We start from the raw sequence: 16,560 nt of genomic DNA, 5'->3' as shown, positions 1-16,560 counted from the left end.
CAAAACGCTCCACGTGGCACGGCGTGCCGTTTGGTGCAAAACGCTCCACGTGGCACGGCGTGCCGTTTGGTGCAAAACGCTCCACGTGGCACGGCGTGCCGTTTGGTGCAAAACGCTCCACGTGGCACGGCGTGCCGTTTGGTGCAAAACGCTCCACGTGGCAACCAGTGCTTCTGCCGCAGGTTTGGTCTCTGTGAAACCGGCTCATCGTGACCCAGCCTTTCCCCGCCGGATGCCGGTCGTTCCAGCCTTTTGCCGAAGCTCCTGGCGCAACTTGTCGAGCTTGGCCCGCGCGGACAGCGCCGTGTCCGAGTCATTGCGGTGCGGCTCGGAAGCGGCAGTCTGTTCCGCCGCAGTGCATTCCTGTGCCGAACGGGCTTCCTGCCTTGCTGCACGTTCGCGCTCGATCTCGCGCTTGGCGGCAATCCGGTCGGCCATGGTCAGCACCAGCGTGCCCTTTTCGTGGTGCCGCACCAGGGCGTGCAGCCAGGCGGGTGGGTTGTGGATCGCCTTGTTGCTGCCCAGATGCCCTTGCAACTCGTCCAGCAGCGGCTGCCGAATGGCCTGCGGCGCCGTCGCCAGGACCTTGTGCACCCCAACGAGCCACTCTGCCTCCAGCCGGTTTGGCATCACCAGCGGAGCTGCTGTCTCGGCGGCTGGCTCTGCCGATGGCGCCGATGCCTCTTGCGGCTGGACAACGGGTTCCTTCGGCGCTGGTGCTGGCGCGGCGGTCTCTTCGCGGGAGTCCTGGGAATGCTCATCCCTCCGACCACGACCACACTCCGCGTCCTGCGCTACCGCTGAGTTGTCCACAGGGCGAGGCTGCCCAGGGTCGCGCGTAAGAGGAGTTGGAGGTTTATTGAATACCTTATTTATATGGTTTCGACAAAACGGCAATTTAGTTTCGACGTTTGGGCATTCAAGTTTCGACGTTTCGGCATTTGTCGATTCAAGTTTCGACAAAAGGGCAAACGATTGACACTCGGGCGTGTCGGGACGTGGAGGGGACGCGGGCGGGACCGCGTTTTGCCCTGCGGAATTTGAACCGCCTTGGTGAAGTGCCTGGCTGGATGCCCGGGGAACGAACATGCGCATGACCTGCGAGACAGGCGTGATGCTGGCCGCGCTGCCTTCGGGCTGCGTGCCGATCGAACCCGCCACCGAACTTGCCACCATGGGACCGAACAGGGGCAACTGCTTTGCCGCGTGCTTGCTTGGCGAAGCCAACCAGCGCCGCAACGGCTCGGCCGTCATCTCCGGCGGCACTGGGCGAACGGCTCGTGCCATCGGTGCGATGGGTGTTGGCTTGCGCACGGGCGGGACCGTGGCCGGGGCCGACACGAGATGCATCGCTTGCTGCGGCTTCCTGCCCCTGGAGGGAAGCAGTTTTTGCTCCTGGCCCTGCAGGCAGGCCATGATCGCTCCCAGGTTGAGCCGGACCGTGGTGGAATATTCGTGGACGAGACCGGCCCGCTTGAGCCGATCACGCGCATTGCGCTGTGTCTTGGGGCCAAGGCACAGGGCGATGCGAATGTCCTCTTGGGAGACGCGGAAGTAGCCGTCGCCCTGCGGCCCTCGGCATGACGCCCGAGCGACCAGGGCGCGACGCTGCTGCTGCAGAAGATAGGACAGGTACAGACCACCAGCGACGCTTCCCGTGAGGTCCGACAGCGGCCGGTAGAAACTCACGCACTGACCGAACCAGGGCGCAAGCGCCTCCCAGCCCAGCGGTGATCCATGCTGGGGGGCAGCATGCTCCTGCGGCAGGTTGGCCCAGGTGGCGAGCTGCTGCAGGTTGACCTTGAAGTGCAGCCGTGCGGGCTTGCCCGCCAGATGCTCGGTCAGCAACTGCTCGCGCACCAGCAGTTCACGGACCGTCGTCTGCTCGCGTGTCGTCAGGCCGGTGGCCTGCTGCCACTGCTTGGCGGTGAGGAAGAACCACCCCCCACGGTGCGCACCGGTCTTGGCCAGGTGCCGTGTCCAATACAGCGCGTGCCCGAGGAACACCGCGGCCTTGAAGTTGTCCAGCCGCTCGGCCAGGGCCGGGTGGAACTGGATGAACCCCTGGGCCGCGAGCAGGCGCAGCGCCTCGTCCGGCGACAAGGCGTCGTGGGACGAGGGCTGCTCGGGGGCGGATTCGATCCGCCGAAGGCCGGTGATCACTTTGCGATTTGCCGCACTGTCGGTAGTGCGGGTAACCCAGAGTCCATTGCCGCATCCTGCGGCTCCAGCAGATGAAGCATCTGCGCGAGCGGCTCGGCCTGCTCGATCAGGGCCCGGGCGATGGCGTCCAGGTGCAGGCGATAGACGATGGGCTTGCGCTGCCCGGACTGCTCCGAGACCAGGCCGGCTGCGATCAGCTGCCGGCGGCAGGTTTCCTGCTGCCCGCGGCTGATGCCGGTTTCCTGCTCGCACTCTTGACCAGACATGGCGAACACGAAGGTGTCGTCTTGGAAGCTCTCCCGAGGCGCATGGACCATGCGCGCCATGGCGCTGGACAACCACAGCGCCGGCACCACGCCGCCGGCGATGTCCACGTAGGCTCGGTGAAACGAGATGGGCGCCTGACCAAGCCAGTCGAGCAGGACCGCCTGGCCCAGCAGCGCACCGCGCAGGTCGTTGGCAGCGGGTGGACTGGCCGTCCCACCATCCATGGGCGCGAGATCCTTCGGCGTGAGCGCCATTTCCGGTGCGGCACTGGTGGCCCTGCGCGCGCGCCGCTCGTGCCGGTTGGAGAGGTGGGTGACTTTGTTCGCGCCCATGGGAGTTTCCTTTCAGAGGGAGCCGAAGTTGCTGCTGGGTGCGCCGACCGTGGCCACGTCCTCGTCGAACTCGGTCACGGTGGCATGCAGTGCCTGGATGCGCAAATCGGGGAACCGCTGGTGCAGTGCGTAGAAGCGCTCGCGCTGCGTCGCGTGATCGCCCGATCGCTCCATGTCGTGCCAGACCCGGTGGATCTCGTCGCGCAGCCGTTCACCCGGCATCGAGGGCCGGCCGCTGGGCACGCCATCGGGCACCAGCAGTTCTCGCAAATCGCGGAATTCATCAGCCGTCAATTTGAAGAACTGGCAGACCATCTGGCGGGACGCGCCGTGGCGGATGAAGTATTCGCGCAGTTCGGCATCGCGGCGCTGCCGGTCCAGGCGATCCAGGCAGTCCGCGATGGCGCGTTGGGGCAGTGCCACGCGAATGTCGAGCTTGGTCTCCGCGATCTTGATCAGGTCGCGCGCGGGCCGGTGGCGCAAGCTGTCGAGGAAGTCGGGTGCGAAGCCCGCGGCCAGCAAGGCATCGAAGCCGCCCTGATCCATGTGTTCCACGAGATGCTCCAGCAGCATGCGCTTGAGCATGGGATTGGTGATGGAGAGCATGGGCTACAGGCTCCCTTCCGGGCGCGGTTTCACCGGCGGTGTGCCAAGCGGCGCGGTGCGCCAAGCGGCGCGTGCAATCTGCTCCAGGCGATCGGCCTCCTGCTTGGCCTCGACAGCGGCATGGTTCAGGCGCTCGAACTGCGAGTTGTCCCAACTCTCGCAATTGAAGACACGATCGGCAGCGATGCGCCAGCGTGCCAGCGCCTCCTGCCAAGCCGCGTGTTCGACGGGCACCGTATGCGGCGCATCAATGAGGAAGAATTCGACCGCCATCAGAGCGTCCCTCCTGCAGCGACCGGATCGGGTGTCGCGCAGACGATGCGATTCATGTTCGCGCCCTGGGTCAACGCGCACTCCACGGCCTGCTCCAGCGTCGGAAACGATCCCCAGTTCGTGGATCGATCCCATGCGCCGCCATCCAGGCACCGCACGTCGTAGCGCGTGCCCGAGGGCCAGGCGGCGAGCCACGTCGCGCGACCTTCGCGCCAGAACTCTCTTGCCGCAGGTGCGTGCTCATCGGTGCGCTGTGCGTAGAACGCATCCATGGCTTCGATGGTCTCGGTGCGGATGAACGGCAAGTACCACCACTTGCCGTGCGACGGTGGACGTGTGGAATTGGGCGTGCTGTCGAAGTCCTCGGGCAACCGGGGATCGATGGGGATGCCGAGGGCGAGGCCCTCGGCGATGAATTCGGTGCCGTCGCTGTGGACGAACGTGGCGGGCATGTGACCTCTCCTTTTGCTTCGATTTTTCTTGCAGTGCCGCGTGTGGATCAGGCCTGACGTGTCAGGCGCTTCGCATCAAAAGAGCGGCTCCCACCCGGGCAGGAATCGCTCGGGGTGGTTGAGCCGGATGCGCTCCATCACGGCCATGAGCCGGGTGAGCGAGAAGCCCACGTCGGGCGCGGCCAGGACCTGGTAGAGGTCGGGCAGCGCGATCGCGGGCTGACCATCCAGGGACTGGACCTGCACGGTCGCCGCCTCCAGGCACGCTTCCTCGAAGCCCTGGGGACCGCGGGCCACTGCCTGGGTCCAGCGCGATGCGTTCACGTCGGTGATCGTGGCGGTGATGCGTCGGTCGTACTGGCCCGAGAGGGCCGCAAGCACCTTCCAGAGCGCGGCGCGCAGCACCACCTGCGCGTCGGGGAGGGCTTGCCCATTGGCATGGGCGATGTCCTGCTCGGGCAGATCGGCCAGATAGCCGAAGGGCATGGTCTGGACGGCACACAGGATGTCGTGCAGCGGCACGACGTTGTTGAGATTGCTCAGATGCTCCAGCACCAGGCCCTGCAGGTCGGCATTCGGGGATTCGGCGATCAGCAGGGACGAGTCGGGGACCGGCGCAGGGAGATCGGGGGCATATGCCGGCACGGAGGGCCTGGCGGCAGGTCCAGTCGGCGCGGCACTGGGTGCCGGCGCACGGGCCGCAGGAACGGGGGCCAGCATGCCCGCCAGCGGCGGCTGATGCGGGGTCGGCACCGGAGCCGGAACTGGCGCGGCCGCAGGGGGCGCGACCTTGACCTGCCGCAACGTCTCTGCGGAAATGTGCGCATCGGACTCCAGCGCCGAGATCATCGCCGGGACTGCCCGTGCGTCCAGCTTCAGCAGTGTGGCCACCGTCTCGTGCAGGTCTTGCACCAGCAGCGGCACATCCAGCGTCGGCGGCGTCGCTTTCTCCTCGCCACCTGCCTGTTGCTGTTGCAAGGTCTTCGCTGCAGCCTGCGCTGCCATCGAACTGGCGTGGCGATGCAGCGTCTCCTGGATGGCTTGCTGTGCCTCCACGCGCCGGCCCAGCCGCTCACCCAACTGGTGTAGCGCGCCTACCAGGGGACGTATCACCGTGTTGACTTCGGTGGCGCGAAGCCAAGGTCCGACAGGCGCCAGATGCTCAACCGCGAACGCCAGGTTCTGCAGGACACGGATGCCAAAATTCAACCCCATGGCCTTCAGCTCGGAATTGAGTTCGCTGGCCGTGAGCGGCCGGCCGCGTTCCTTCTCCAATTCGGTCTTGAAGGTCTGCACGCCCTGGGCGTTCTCCCAGAAAGAGATGTCGCCGCGCATCTTGTTCTCGGCCAGGTGCGCCGCGATCGTTCGCGCATGGCCCGCCCAGGCCTTCACGATGACGTGCAGTCGCGCGAAGCGCTGGTCGCCCGCCTTGAACAATTCCTTGGCGATCATCAGGCGCGTGTTGCCACCGCCATAGGTCGTGTACTTGTCCTGGCCGGGGCGGCGCGTCACCGTGATCGCATTGGTGATGCCATCGGCCTGGATGCTGGCCTTGATCTCATCGTAGAGCGGGTTGGGCTGCGTGCGCGGGTTGTACTCGTAGGGCTCGATGTCGTGGACCGAGAACAGGGAGAACGACATGTCCATGTCGGAGCGGGGGTCCAGGCCCTCCGTCGCGTTGCGCAAGGGTGGCAAGGAAAGCGCCGCCCTCGCCTGCTCGCGGTACTTCTCGTTCTTGGTGCTCGCCTTGGGCGGATTCTTGGTTTCGGTGCTCATGGTGGCGTCCTGTGTTGTGGAGGGGCCGGCATCATGACCGCTCAGGCGCAGGCGCTCGGCCCGCTGCGCCGCCGTCAGCGTTTCGGGGGTGTGCGAAGGCATGGGGTTTCACCACCGTCCTTCTCACGCCGATGCCGTGCTGCCGGCAGGGCCGGCTTCCTCCTTGGGCTCCGGCTCGGCCGGAGACTCATGTGCTGGCCGGATGGCCTGCACGATCTCGCCTCGGTGGTTCGGGGCGTACTTGTTGACGAGTGAGGGGATCAATTCCCAAAGAAGCGCATGCATCACGTCGCCCGCCTTGATGGGGTCGATCCAGTGCACGGGCACTTGCGCCGTTGCGGCTTTCTTGTAGGCGACCGTGCTGGGCACGGTGGTGGAGAGGACGGACACGCGCCCGCGCATTTCCAGGAACTGGTTTCGGATAAGGCCCGACATGGCGTCCGAATCCACGGTGCGTTCCACGCGGTTGATGATGGCCTTCATGGCCGGCACGGTGAACCCCATGTTCACCGAGGACTCCAGGCGCTCCATCAGTTTGAGCGTGCCGTCCACAAACTCGCGCGCCGACACGATGTCGGGCGAGGCGGGGGCGATCAGGATGTCGGCCGCGTTGACCGCGGCATCCTGCAGGTGGCCCACGGCGCCTTGCGTGTCGATGATCACCACGTCATAGTCGCGCTGCACGTCGGCGCTGGCGAGCGACATGCGGATGCGCACCAGGCGATCCAGGCGGTTGGACAGCCAGTCCTGCAGCCGTCCGTCGCGGGTATCGGAGGCGACCAGGTGCATGAAACCACCCTGCACATTCAAGCGAGAATGGTCTCCCGGAAAATCCTCCGGAGGCAATTCGATATGGCTCACGCAATCGGCGGACAAAATGCCGCCCATTACCATGTTGGTGAGGCCATTTTCTGCCGCATGGGACAGCTTGAAATACCGCGTGAGCGACGGCTGCACGTCCGCATCGACCAAAAGGACGCGGTAGCCGAGATCGGCGAGCAGCCCTCCCAGGTTGGCTGAGAGTGTGGTTTTGCCTACGCCGCCCTTGGTGGCGACGACGGTGAGTGTGAGCATGGAATCCTCGCTGAATCAGGTTATGTACCTGATCCAGCGGAGGAGATGGATCGCAACAACTACATCATTATATTATCTCAATAATAATCATATCTGATTATTATTCGCCCTCAAAAGAGGTGCTTGAGAATATCCATCGTATCTATTTGAGTGGCAGGGGCAGGCATCGTCGCCATGACCCTGACACCCGCGCTGAGCTTGCTCAACGGTTCCGGACCATGTACCGCAACCTGGGCCTCGATCTACCCGGCTGCGCGCAGCTTCTTCACGTCACCGAACGGACTTTGCATAACTGGCAGTCCGGCAAGCACGACATCCCCTTTGCCGCCTACAAGCTGCTGCGCCTGCTCAACCGCATGGAGCTGCCCGGCGAGTCCTGGGCAGGCTGGTGTTTCCATGGCGGCAAGCTTTGGAACCTGATGGCCGCTCGTTCGTCGGTACGGATGGCTCATTGTGGTCATTGCTTTTCCGTCTGCGCACGGCCCCTCGTTCAACGCAATAAATGAACTGCCATGAACAACCTCACCCCCGTCCGAATCCGCGAAGACTGCATTATTTGGCTCACATTCGAGCAAGTCGAAAAGGAAGTCTTTGGCGTCTTCGTCGGTGCGCAGCAGCATGCTCGTATTCCCAACAAGCGGAGATGCTCGTACAGATGATCACGCCGCGCGTTGACCATAGCGGCACTGCTGTACCTTGAGCTTCTCCGGCTTCAGCAAGGTCATCGCAGTGCGGCTAGCAGGTCGGCCAATCGCTCACGCCAGTAGCCGATATGCGGCGATAGCGACTATAGTAATGACTAGCCGCTTCGGGCTGAGTATATGGCGGCTAATTCTAATAGTTATAAATGATGGGAGTTATTGATGCGCACTGGCTTGGCTTTATTTTCACTCTCTGCCCTTATCTTGGGCGCCCATGGCGTCTCTTATGCTCAAAATGCTAGGGCCCCCATATTTATCGAAAAATCAGTCACAGATCTTCCATTTGCCAGCAAGAATTCCGGTGATGGCAGAAAAAATTATCTGATCTATCTGGATCCATTCTACATAAAAGATTTCATTGATTACGCAGTAGGGGGTGTGGAAAAATCAACGCTCGAAGAGCGAAAAAGTGCAATTAAAAATTTCGGGGAAAAATTCGCAATTGAATATGGAATTGAAATCGATAGAATTTCTTCTGTAGCCACTCCTTCGATCAATTCTAGATTTACGCGAGAAATAGCGGATAAAATGCTTCAGCATCCTGCTGTAACTGGGGTGCAGGAAGTTTTTGATCAAAAAACCCCTTTATCTCAATCAAACCCCGGCGACATTATCAGTGGAAATGAAACTGTTAGCTGGGCGTTGTCTTATACCAATACCAATGATGGATGGTCAACCAGCAATAATTTTTATCTGATAGATGCGCCGCTAACCGCTCCAGTTCTTGCAAATGACGCGAATATCGTCTTTCAAAATAACCTCTCAGGAGGAGAGCCGACCGAGACTCTGCACTCAACATTTATTGCAGGCCTGGTAGGAGGGTTGTTCAATAACTATGGTGTGCGAGGGGTCAACTGGGGCATGGCCATAAAGGGGTTTGGTGTTGGCCTAGGCCATACACCCCAAATTCTCGACAGAATAACGGCCGCAATGAACGAGGCTGAGGCAACTAATGATTTTGCCGTCGCAAGTTTGTCGATGAATAGACGGGACACGCCAAATGAATTTCAGTGGAATCAACCCGTAGGTAGATTAATTCGGGCGGCAAGCAACAGGTTATTTTTCACGCAATCAGCAGGGAACAATAATGGCATAGCGTGTGAAAATGCGTACGGTCACCAGCAAAGTGCCAGAGACAATGATGGAATCATGGTAGTCGGCGGTCTCCAGCGAGACGGCAGTCGTATGCCAGGTGGTACCAACCCACCAGCTCTTGCCTCCAATGCGGGCGCTTGTGTTGAAGCTTGGGCGCCTGCTCACGAAATCACTTCGTTAGACCCATCTGGAAACTTGCGCACGTCTAGTGGAACATCATATGCTGCTCCCATAGTGGCAGCGATTGCGGCCCGATACGGAAATTTAATCACCCGGCCTATCGAGAGAGAGGCATATATAAAGAACCTCTTGGCCAATACTGGACACTTTGCCGATGGGCTGCCCATTAAAAAGGTCTCGTATCTGTCGCCTTCTTTTTTTTCAATACCTAGCAGACTGCCGTATTCAACCGTATACGCGCCACACAATACAAATATTGCCTCTCTTTATGATGGAAGGTTTTATGATCCGAGCTATTTTTGGGACGCCGGATCAAACAGCACAAGCATCACTTTAGATTTGGGATCTGTCAGATATATAACAGGGGTCAGGGTGACGATTAGAAGTTCAGCTCCCCAAAATGACGGAAACTTAAAGCCAATGTATTTCAGCTTGTGGGGTGCCAATGCGCAGCCTGCTGATACACCGCTTGGCAGCTTTACCGAGCCGGATCAATCCGACTCTGCTCCCATTTATATTGGAATTGGGCCAATTAATACTCAATATATCACTATTGAATCTTACAATCCCTATTCATCGGTAGCGTTTTCCGAGATCGAGGCTTACGGCTATTAAACCCCAAAGCCGTAAAAGCGGCCATCGCGATCAGGAGGCGGCACCTGAAGAAGTGCACAAAGCGTGACGGTTTCGACGCTGATGGTGCTTTATGGACGACTTGCTTCGTTGTGGTAGCCGTTGCAGGAGCGGATTTTTTCGCATCCTGCGCGCTGGCCGCACCTGCGGCCAGGACGGCAGTGGCTAAAAGGAGAAAGCAATCCGGCCAATAGGTCAATGGTTGTGAACCTGCTGTCAGGGCCATCTCACTGCGCCGACGAAGCGAACCGAGCGGTCTTGCCGAACGCGCCAATCAACGCGCCGATGGCGCCACGGACCGGGGCCAACGCAAGCGCCCGAACCATGCACCGCCGGCAATCGCTGCCGTATTAAGCACGCCATACACCACCAGAGCGACTGCCTGTGCCAGAAAGACCTGCGCAAGAGTTCCTCCGTAATGCAGAGCCCCCCATCCACCGACACCCGCCACGAGCAACCGGGCGATGTTTCCGCCAACGGGCCAAGCCAAGCGCCCGGCACCTTGCGAGGCGAAGTAGAGCACCAGGCCCAACCCGAAAAAGCCATACACCGGACCGACCACCTGCAGATACTGCGAACCAGCCGCGTGCATGGCAGGGTCTTGCCCGAATAGGCCGAGCCAGGCATGCGGAAACAAGGCTGCCACGATGCCGATCAGCTCTGTTATCGCAAAAGCGACGGCCGCGCCGAACCAGGTGGCCTTCAATGCGCGGTCTGGGCGCCCTGCTCCCATGCATGTTCCGACGATCGTGACCAGTGGCGCCCCCAGTCCGAACACCAAGGGGACGAGGATGTATTCCAGCCGCGATGCCGTGCCATAGCCTGCAATGGCGGCCGGCCCGAAGTGCCCGACCAGTCCCGTGGCGATGCCAATGGTGAGATTGGTGGCAAGCGTCGATATGGCGCCCGCGAGGCCAACCCGCAAAATGCTGCCGAACAAGGCGCCGCGCCATTGAAGCCCTTGGCGAGACAGCCGCAGCAAGCTGTGCCGCGATTGCAGATACACGCACAGCGCCAGCGTTCCGCCCAGGTAATACAACACCAGCGCCAGCGCGCCCCCGGCAATGCCCAGGCCGGGAATCGGCCCCCAGCCGAAGATGAGGACTGGCGACAGCGGCACGAGCAGCACCGTGCCGGCGGTCGTGATTTTGGCTGGCAGCGCCATGTTTCCCGTTCCGCGCACCACCGCCGACAACGCGTTGAACAGCCACACCAGCACCGCGCCGGCAAACACCGTGTGCGAATAGGTGAGCGCTGCCTCCAGCGACGCGCCCTCCCCGCCCATCGAACGATAAAGCGCCGCCCCGCCCCACCACAGCCCCACCGTGAACAAAAAGCCAAAGGCGATGGCAATCACCAGCCCGGCCCACGCCAGCGATTGAGCCTGCGCAAGGTCGCGGCGGCCTAAAGCGCGGGCGATGGCGGACGCGATGGCTCCGCCCATGGCGCCGGCAGACGTCATCTGCATCAGCATGACGATGGGAAAGACCAGCGCCATGCCAGCCAGCGCATCAGTACCGAGTCGGCCGATGAACCACGTTTCGATGAGGCCTGCCGAAGCCTGCGCCACCATGATCAGCACGTTCGGCGCCGCCATGCGCAACAGCAAGGGCGCCAGCGGTGCCTCCAGCATGCGGCGGGTGCGGGGATCCAGCGGGGGCGGCTCTGACGCCGAGGAAGCCGAAGCCAGGGCAGAGGCGGATGTGGCGGTGGAAGACATGGCGACTCCGGTCAGACGGGCTGTGCCACGGCTTTTGCGGGCCGGGCCGGCCGCTGGATCAGCAGCACCAGCCCTGCCGCCAGCAAACAGGCGGCGCCCGCGGCATACAGGGCCGGGGTGTAGGTCAGCAGCAGCGTGCGCGTGAGGCCCGCGCCCCAGGCCGCCACGGCCGCGCCGATCTGGTGGGCCGCAAAAATCCATCCGAAGACGAGACCGACCTTTTGCGGGCCGAACGTGGCGCCGGCCAGCTTGACGGTGGGCGGCACCGTGGCGATCCAGTCCAGCCCGTAGAACATGGCGAACAGGCCCAGTCCGTAGAACGTGAACTCGGAATGCGGCAGCCAGAACAGCGACAGGCCACGCAAGCCGTAGTACCAAAACAGCAGCTTGCGGTTGTCGTACCGGTCGGACAGCCAGCCCGACAGGACCGTGCCCACGAAATCGAACGCGCCCATCATCGCCAGCACCGACGCGGCGGGCACGGCGCCCATGCCGTTGTCCGCGCACAGCGAAATGAAGTGGGTCTGCAGCAGCCCGTTGGTGGACAAACCGCAGATGAAGAAGGTGGCGAACAGAATCCAGAACGTGCCGCTGCGCGATGCCTCGGCCAATGCCTTGAACGGCGTGGCGAAGTTCATCGCCATGGCGGGTGGCGCGGGTGGCGCGGGCGTCGCCGCGGCCGGCGCCGTGTCGCCATAGGCCGCCAGTCCCAGGTCCGACGGGCGGTTGCGCACGAAGGCCAGCGCCAGCATGCCCACTGCCGCGCAGGCGATGAAGATCGGCGCGATGGCGGAACGCCAACCCCAGTGTTCGATCATCCAGGCCGCGAAGGGCAGGAACGCCAGTTGCCCCGTGGCAGCGCTGGCCGTCAGCAGCCCCACGACCAAGCCGCGCCGTGCGACGAACCAGCGGTTGGCCACCACCGCGCCCAGCACCAGCGCCGTCAGGCCGGTGCCCAGGCCCAGCAGCAGGCTCCACAGAACGAACAATTGCCACAGCTGGCTGGCCAGCGTGACCAGCGCCATGCCGGTGCCCACCAGGGCGAGGCCCAGGCACATCACCGCCCGCAGGCCCCAGCGCTCCATCAGCACGGCGGCGAACGGCCCCATCAGCCCGAACAGCGCAAAACGCAATGCCAGCGCGGTGGAGATCTGGTCCGTCGTCCAGCCGAACTCTTTGGACAGCGGCTGCAGCATCGCGCCCGGCAGGCCCAGCGCCGCCGACATCGTCAGCATGGTCAGGAAGGTGATGCCGGCCACCAGCCAGCCGTAGTGGATGCCATGGCGCTGCAGCCAGCGTGCGGCGGATTGGGACAGCATGGGCGGGCCTTTGGTTGAAGAAGGTGTGGGGTGCTTGCGGGGAATACCGTGAGGGCGAGACCGATCAGGGCTGTGCGCCAGCGGACGCACCGCTATCCAGCAAGCGCACCGTCTCGTCGAGCAGCGTGTGCAGGGCTGCGACGTGCGCCACGCCCAATCGCTCGTTCAGCGCCTCCTGGGCAATGCGCCAATGGCGCTGCGCCTCCTGGCGCTTGGCTCGGCCCGATTCGGTGAGCTGCACGCTGCGGCTGCGGGCGTTGTCTCCCGCCGCCACCTCCACCCAGCCCGCGTCCTGCAGCGGCCGGAGGTTGCGGGTGAGCGTGGACGCGTCCATGCGCATGGCGCGTGCCAGATCGCCCGGCCGCACGGGGCCCAGGCTCTGGATGTGCGAGAGCAGCGAATACTGCGTGGTCTTCAGCCCGGTCTTGCCGACCTCGGTGTCGTAGTGCTGCGTGACCAGGCGGGTGACCTGGCGCAGTTTGAGGTTCGTACAGCCTCGGGGTTTTTGGGGTGCGTCCATGGCATATGATTGTATCTGCAACAATTGCAGATGCAATCAAGGAGATGCCGATGGCGAACGAAGACACCCTGGTGCAGTGGCTTGCGCAGGAGCAGGCCGTGATGGAGCGCATGAACGCCGGGCCCGGTGCCGGCGTTGCCACGCCGGCGCAGATTGCCGGCAAGACCGGGCTGGAGGTCATGCAGTCCATGCTGGCCGGCCAATTGCCCTATCCGCCCATCGCGAAGACGCTGGACTTTTCGCTCATCGAAGTGGGCGAAGGCGCGGCCATCTTCCAGGGCACGCCGGGCACGGCCCACCTCAACCCCATGGGCACCGTGCATGGCGGCTGGTTCGCCACCCTGCTCGACTCCGCACTGGGCTGTGCCGTGCACACGCGCATGCCGGTGGGGCGCGGCTACACCACGGCCGAGCTGAGCGTGAACATCGTCAAGGCCCTCACGCCCAAGGTGCCGCGCGTGCGCGCCGAAGGCCGCGTGATCCACTGCGGCCGCCAGCTGGCCACCGCCGACGCCCGGCTGGTGGGACCGGACGGCACGCTCTACGCCCACGCCACGACGACGTGCCTGGTCTTCGAGATGCCGGCACAATCGCGGGCATGAGATTCCTCCACACGATGCTGCGCGTTGGCAACCTCCAGCGCTCGATTGATTTCTATACCAAGGTCCTGGGCATGCAACTGCTGCGCCAGTCCGAGAACCCCGAGTACAAATACTCGCTGGCCTTTCTGGGCTTCGACGGCGGCAACCCCGGCCAGGCCGAGATCGAGCTGACCTACAACTGGGGCACCGAAAGCTACGACCTGGGCACGGCCTACGGCCACATCGCCCTGGGCGTGCCGGACGCCTATGCGGCCTGCGAAAAGATCAAGGCCGCCGGCGGCAACGTCACGCGCGAGGCGGGGCCGGTCAAGGGCGGCACGACGGTGATCGCATTCGTCACCGACCCCGATGGCTACAAGATCGAGCTGATCGAACGCAAGAACGACGTGGGCGCGGGAACCGGTTTGCGCTGACGGCGGGCTAATAGCTATAGTTTTGATAGCGAAATGCCCTAGTGAAACATGCGCTGGGCACCGATTTGACCTGAATCTAAAAACCACCGAGTGGACGGGTGGCCTGATCCGCTTTCCTGGCCCATCGGCCCCTGCCCGCCCGTCCGCGCGGGCAGGCCTGGCTTTGGCTCCAGCGGCTAGGCCGTGCCACCCACGGGCACACCGCCACGGCCACCAGGGCCACCACCGCGCCAGCCAGCGCCACGCTGCCCACACCCCAGAGCGAAATGCTGGCGCCCCCCAGCATGGCGCCCAGCGCGATCCCGCCATTGGCCGCCGACACGTTGACCGTCCCGGCCAGCGCCTGCGCATCCGGCGCCGACTTCATCACCCGCAATTGGCAGATCGGATAGAGCGCCGTGTTGGCCACGCCCCAGACCGCCAGCGCGACGACCAACCCAAGGGGTTGCCGCGCCAACCACACGACCGCCACCATGCCCACCGCCAGCATCGCGCTGAAGGCGGCCGTCGTCTCCAGGGGCCTGCGATCCACCCACAGGCCGCCCAGCCAGTTGCCGATCAAACCCACCGCGCCAAAGCCCATCAGCCACCAGCCCACCTGCGACGAAGGCACCTGCGCCACCTGCTCCAGCAGCTCGGCCAGGTAGGTATAGCCGGTGAACATCGCGGTGAACACCACCACGGACAGCACCGCATTGGCAATGAACGCCGGATGGCGCAGCAGGCGTGCCTGCGCCGCCAAGCCCACACGCTGGCCGGCTTTCATGCGGGGCATGGCCATCTGCAGCAGCGCGGCCACCGCCAGCGACAGGGCCGCCAGGATCCAGAAGGCAGCGCGCCACCCCACCGCATCGCCAGCCAGGGTGCCCAGCGGAATGCCGAACAGCATGGCACCCGAGATGCCCAGGTAGACCGTCGACACCGCCCTCCCCGCCCGCTGCGGCCCGGCCAGTTGCGCGGCGGTCTCGCTGGCCGTGCCCCAGAACACGGGCAAGGCCAGGGCCGGCACGATGCGCGCGATCGCCAAAACCCAGAGATTGGGCGCCATCGCCGCGACGGCATTCGACACGGCAAAAAGCACCAGCACCGCCACGAACAGGCGCTTGCGCTCGATGTGGCCCAGCCACGCCGTCAGCACCGGCCCGCACAGCATGACGACCACGGCGAAGAGCGTCACCAACTGGCCGGCCGTGGAAACGGACACACCCAGATCCCGGGCCAATGCCGGCAGCAACCCCACCATCAGGAATTCAGTGGTCACGATCACGAACGCGGCCACCGCCAGCACGACGATGGACGATGCCCCGGCTTTCGTGCCGGTGGGTTCGGTGGTGAGGGGTTCTGTGGCGAGCGTGGGCATACGGATGGGGATGGGGAATGGCGATGGGAAAAGCCTTCTTCTGGCTGATCCGCCAGCTTATTCAATCCAGGGTTTCTTCTGTTGGATGCTTTTTCCTGATTCAATGGAGAAAAATTCTGCAATCGACTTCTGGAGTGCCCCGCCATCGTGAACAGCTCGGAACGCCTCAAAGGCATCGACGTGTTTGTCGCCGTCGCCGCCGCCGGCAGCTTCGCGGCCGCGGCAGACCGGCTGAACCTCACCGGTTCCGCCGTCGGAAAATCCATCGCACGGCTGGAAGCGCGGCTGAGCACCCGGCTGTTCGAGCGCACCACCCGCAAGCTGCAGTTGACCGACGCCGGCACCGCCTTCCACCGGGTCTGCCTGCGCGTGCTGGAAGACATCGAATCGGCCGAACGCGTACTGGCATCCGACACCGCCGAGCCATCCGGCCGCCTGCGCGTGGACGTGCCCGCCACCTTCGGTCGCCGCCAGGTCATGGCCTGGCTCATGGCTTTCGCCGCGGATCACCCCGCGGTGCAATTGCACGTCTCGTTCACCGACCGCTTCGTGGACGTGGTGGATGACGGCATCGACGTCGCCGTGCGCATCGGCGGCGCCGACACCTGGCCCGCCAACCTGGGGCACCGGTTCCTCGGCAAGGAGCGCCTGATCTTCTGCGCCTCACCCGCCTATCTGCAGCGCAAGGGCGTGCCCGCCACGCTGGAAGACCTGCTGTCCTCGCACGACGCGATCACCTACGGCCGCGCTGACGGCGCCGCCAGCCCCTGGCTCATTTCCCAGGGAGCCGGCCCGACCGAGCGGCGCGCGGTGGACAGCCGCATCGTCGTGGGCGATGGAGAGGCACAGCTCAACGCCGTGGTGGCGGGCCTGGGTGTCGCGCAACTGGCGACTTGGCTGGCAGGGGATGCGCTGCGTGCAGGGCAGTTGGTGCCAATCCTGCCGGACTACGATCTGGAGGGATTACCGCTGCACATCGTCTGGCCGCGCAGCAAGCGGCTGCTGCCGAAGGTGGATAGCTTGCTGGGCCACTTGGCGGAGCATTTGCGCGTGCGTTGAAATGGGATTCACGCG

Annotated in this window: 18 protein-coding genes; 7 read left to right on the top strand and 11 right to left on the bottom strand. The window is 63.6% G+C overall.

The features are described from left to right. A partial coding sequence (locus tag AVTE2539_RS19760; protein ID WP_284413235.1) for a hypothetical protein occupies nucleotides 1-197 on the top strand: 197 nt, incomplete at its 5' end. A gap of 7 nt (nucleotides 198-204) precedes the next feature. On the opposite strand, the gene AVTE2539_RS19755 is transcribed toward AVTE2539_RS19760, so the two are convergent. From AVTE2539_RS19755 to AVTE2539_RS19725, 7 genes are all read right to left on the bottom strand, one after another. Beyond that, nucleotides 205-2,163 carry a hypothetical protein gene (locus AVTE2539_RS19755; RefSeq protein WP_272552878.1) on the bottom strand — a complete coding sequence of 653 codons (1,959 nt, stop codon included), beginning with the start codon at nucleotides 2,161-2,163 and terminating at the stop codon, nucleotides 205-207. Beyond that, nucleotides 2,160-2,762 (bottom strand): hypothetical protein, encoded by a 603-nt coding sequence (locus AVTE2539_RS19750; RefSeq protein WP_284413233.1) that lies wholly within the window; start codon nucleotides 2,760-2,762, stop codon nucleotides 2,160-2,162. Before AVTE2539_RS19750 ends, AVTE2539_RS19755 begins: the two co-directional genes overlap by 4 nt. Before the next feature lie 12 nt (nucleotides 2,763-2,774). After that, nucleotides 2,775-3,368 carry an STY4526/YPO1902 family pathogenicity island replication protein gene (locus tag AVTE2539_RS19745; protein WP_272552882.1) on the bottom strand — a complete coding sequence of 198 codons (594 nt, stop codon included), beginning with the start codon at nucleotides 3,366-3,368 and terminating at the stop codon, nucleotides 2,775-2,777. A gap of 3 nt (nucleotides 3,369-3,371) precedes the next feature. Further along, complete coding sequence (locus tag AVTE2539_RS19740) at nucleotides 3,372-3,641, bottom strand: hypothetical protein (protein WP_284413230.1); 270 nt, start codon at nucleotides 3,639-3,641, stop codon at nucleotides 3,372-3,374. Further along, entirely contained in the window at nucleotides 3,641-4,093 is a 453-nt protein-coding gene (locus AVTE2539_RS19735; protein ID WP_272552886.1) for a hypothetical protein, read from the bottom strand. The genes AVTE2539_RS19740 and AVTE2539_RS19735 overlap by 1 nt, the downstream gene beginning before the upstream one ends. Nucleotides 4,094-4,168: 75 nt before the next feature. Then, complete coding sequence (locus AVTE2539_RS19730; RefSeq protein WP_284413228.1) at nucleotides 4,169-5,971, bottom strand: ParB family protein; 1,803 nt, start codon at nucleotides 5,969-5,971, stop codon at nucleotides 4,169-4,171. 21 nt (nucleotides 5,972-5,992) lie between these two features. After that, the gene (locus AVTE2539_RS19725; RefSeq protein WP_284413227.1) at nucleotides 5,993-6,943 is read right to left on the bottom strand and encodes a ParA family protein; all 951 of its coding nucleotides are present in this window, start codon (nucleotides 6,941-6,943) and stop codon (nucleotides 5,993-5,995) included. A 218-nt stretch (nucleotides 6,944-7,161) separates the two neighbouring features. On the opposite strand from AVTE2539_RS19725, the gene AVTE2539_RS19720 reads away from it, so the two are divergent. The 3 genes from AVTE2539_RS19720 (at nucleotide 7,162) to AVTE2539_RS19710 (ending at nucleotide 9,534) form a co-directional block, all read left to right on the top strand. Next, nucleotides 7,162-7,449 (top strand): helix-turn-helix domain-containing protein, encoded by a 288-nt coding sequence (locus AVTE2539_RS19720; RefSeq protein WP_284413226.1) that lies wholly within the window; start codon nucleotides 7,162-7,164, stop codon nucleotides 7,447-7,449. A gap of 6 nt (nucleotides 7,450-7,455) precedes the next feature. After that, nucleotides 7,456-7,602 carry a hypothetical protein gene (locus AVTE2539_RS19715; RefSeq protein WP_284413225.1) on the top strand — a complete coding sequence of 49 codons (147 nt, stop codon included), beginning with the start codon at nucleotides 7,456-7,458 and terminating at the stop codon, nucleotides 7,600-7,602. Between the two features lie 204 nt (nucleotides 7,603-7,806). After that, nucleotides 7,807-9,534 carry a S8/S53 family peptidase gene (locus AVTE2539_RS19710; protein WP_284413224.1) on the top strand — a complete coding sequence of 576 codons (1,728 nt, stop codon included), beginning with the start codon at nucleotides 7,807-7,809 and terminating at the stop codon, nucleotides 9,532-9,534. Between the two features lie 292 nt (nucleotides 9,535-9,826). On the opposite strand, the gene AVTE2539_RS19705 is transcribed toward AVTE2539_RS19710, so the two are convergent. The 3 genes from AVTE2539_RS19705 to AVTE2539_RS19695 form a co-directional block, all read right to left on the bottom strand. After that, entirely contained in the window at nucleotides 9,827-11,185 is a 1,359-nt protein-coding gene (locus tag AVTE2539_RS19705; RefSeq protein WP_284413262.1) for an MATE family efflux transporter, read from the bottom strand. A 98-nt stretch (nucleotides 11,186-11,283) separates the two neighbouring features. Further along, a complete protein-coding gene (locus AVTE2539_RS19700) occupies nucleotides 11,284-12,591 on the bottom strand; it encodes an MFS transporter (protein WP_284413223.1) in 1,308 nt (435 codons plus the stop codon). A 64-nt stretch (nucleotides 12,592-12,655) separates the two neighbouring features. After that, on the bottom strand, nucleotides 12,656-13,111 hold the full coding sequence (locus AVTE2539_RS19695; protein ID WP_284413222.1) for a MarR family winged helix-turn-helix transcriptional regulator: 456 nt from the start codon (nucleotides 13,109-13,111) through the stop codon (nucleotides 12,656-12,658). Between the two features lie 50 nt (nucleotides 13,112-13,161). On the opposite strand from AVTE2539_RS19695, the gene AVTE2539_RS19690 reads away from it, so the two are divergent. Then, nucleotides 13,162-13,713, top strand: a complete 552-nt coding sequence (locus tag AVTE2539_RS19690) for a PaaI family thioesterase (RefSeq protein WP_284413221.1) — start codon at nucleotides 13,162-13,164, stop codon at nucleotides 13,711-13,713. After that, on the top strand, nucleotides 13,710-14,126 hold the full coding sequence (gloA, locus tag AVTE2539_RS19685; protein WP_284413220.1) for a lactoylglutathione lyase: 417 nt from the start codon (nucleotides 13,710-13,712) through the stop codon (nucleotides 14,124-14,126). The genes AVTE2539_RS19690 and gloA overlap by 4 nt, the downstream gene beginning before the upstream one ends. A gap of 76 nt (nucleotides 14,127-14,202) precedes the next feature. On the opposite strand, the gene AVTE2539_RS19680 is transcribed toward gloA, so the two are convergent. Then, entirely contained in the window at nucleotides 14,203-15,486 is a 1,284-nt protein-coding gene (locus AVTE2539_RS19680) for an MFS transporter (RefSeq protein ID WP_284413219.1), read from the bottom strand. Nucleotides 15,487-15,633: 147 nt separating this feature from the next. Here AVTE2539_RS19680 and AVTE2539_RS19675 point away from each other — a divergent pair, with 147 nt between their 5' ends. Beyond that, nucleotides 15,634-16,545 (top strand): LysR substrate-binding domain-containing protein, encoded by a 912-nt coding sequence (locus AVTE2539_RS19675; RefSeq protein WP_284413218.1) that lies wholly within the window; start codon nucleotides 15,634-15,636, stop codon nucleotides 16,543-16,545. The last annotated feature ends 15 nt before the right edge of the window (nucleotides 16,546-16,560 follow it).

The organism is Acidovorax sp. SUPP2539 (assembly GCF_030158975.1).
GTDB lineage: Bacteria > Pseudomonadota > Gammaproteobacteria > Burkholderiales > Burkholderiaceae_C > Paracidovorax.
The sequence above is the reverse complement of the archived record's forward strand: the minus strand, read 5'-3'. Positions and strand labels throughout refer to the sequence as shown.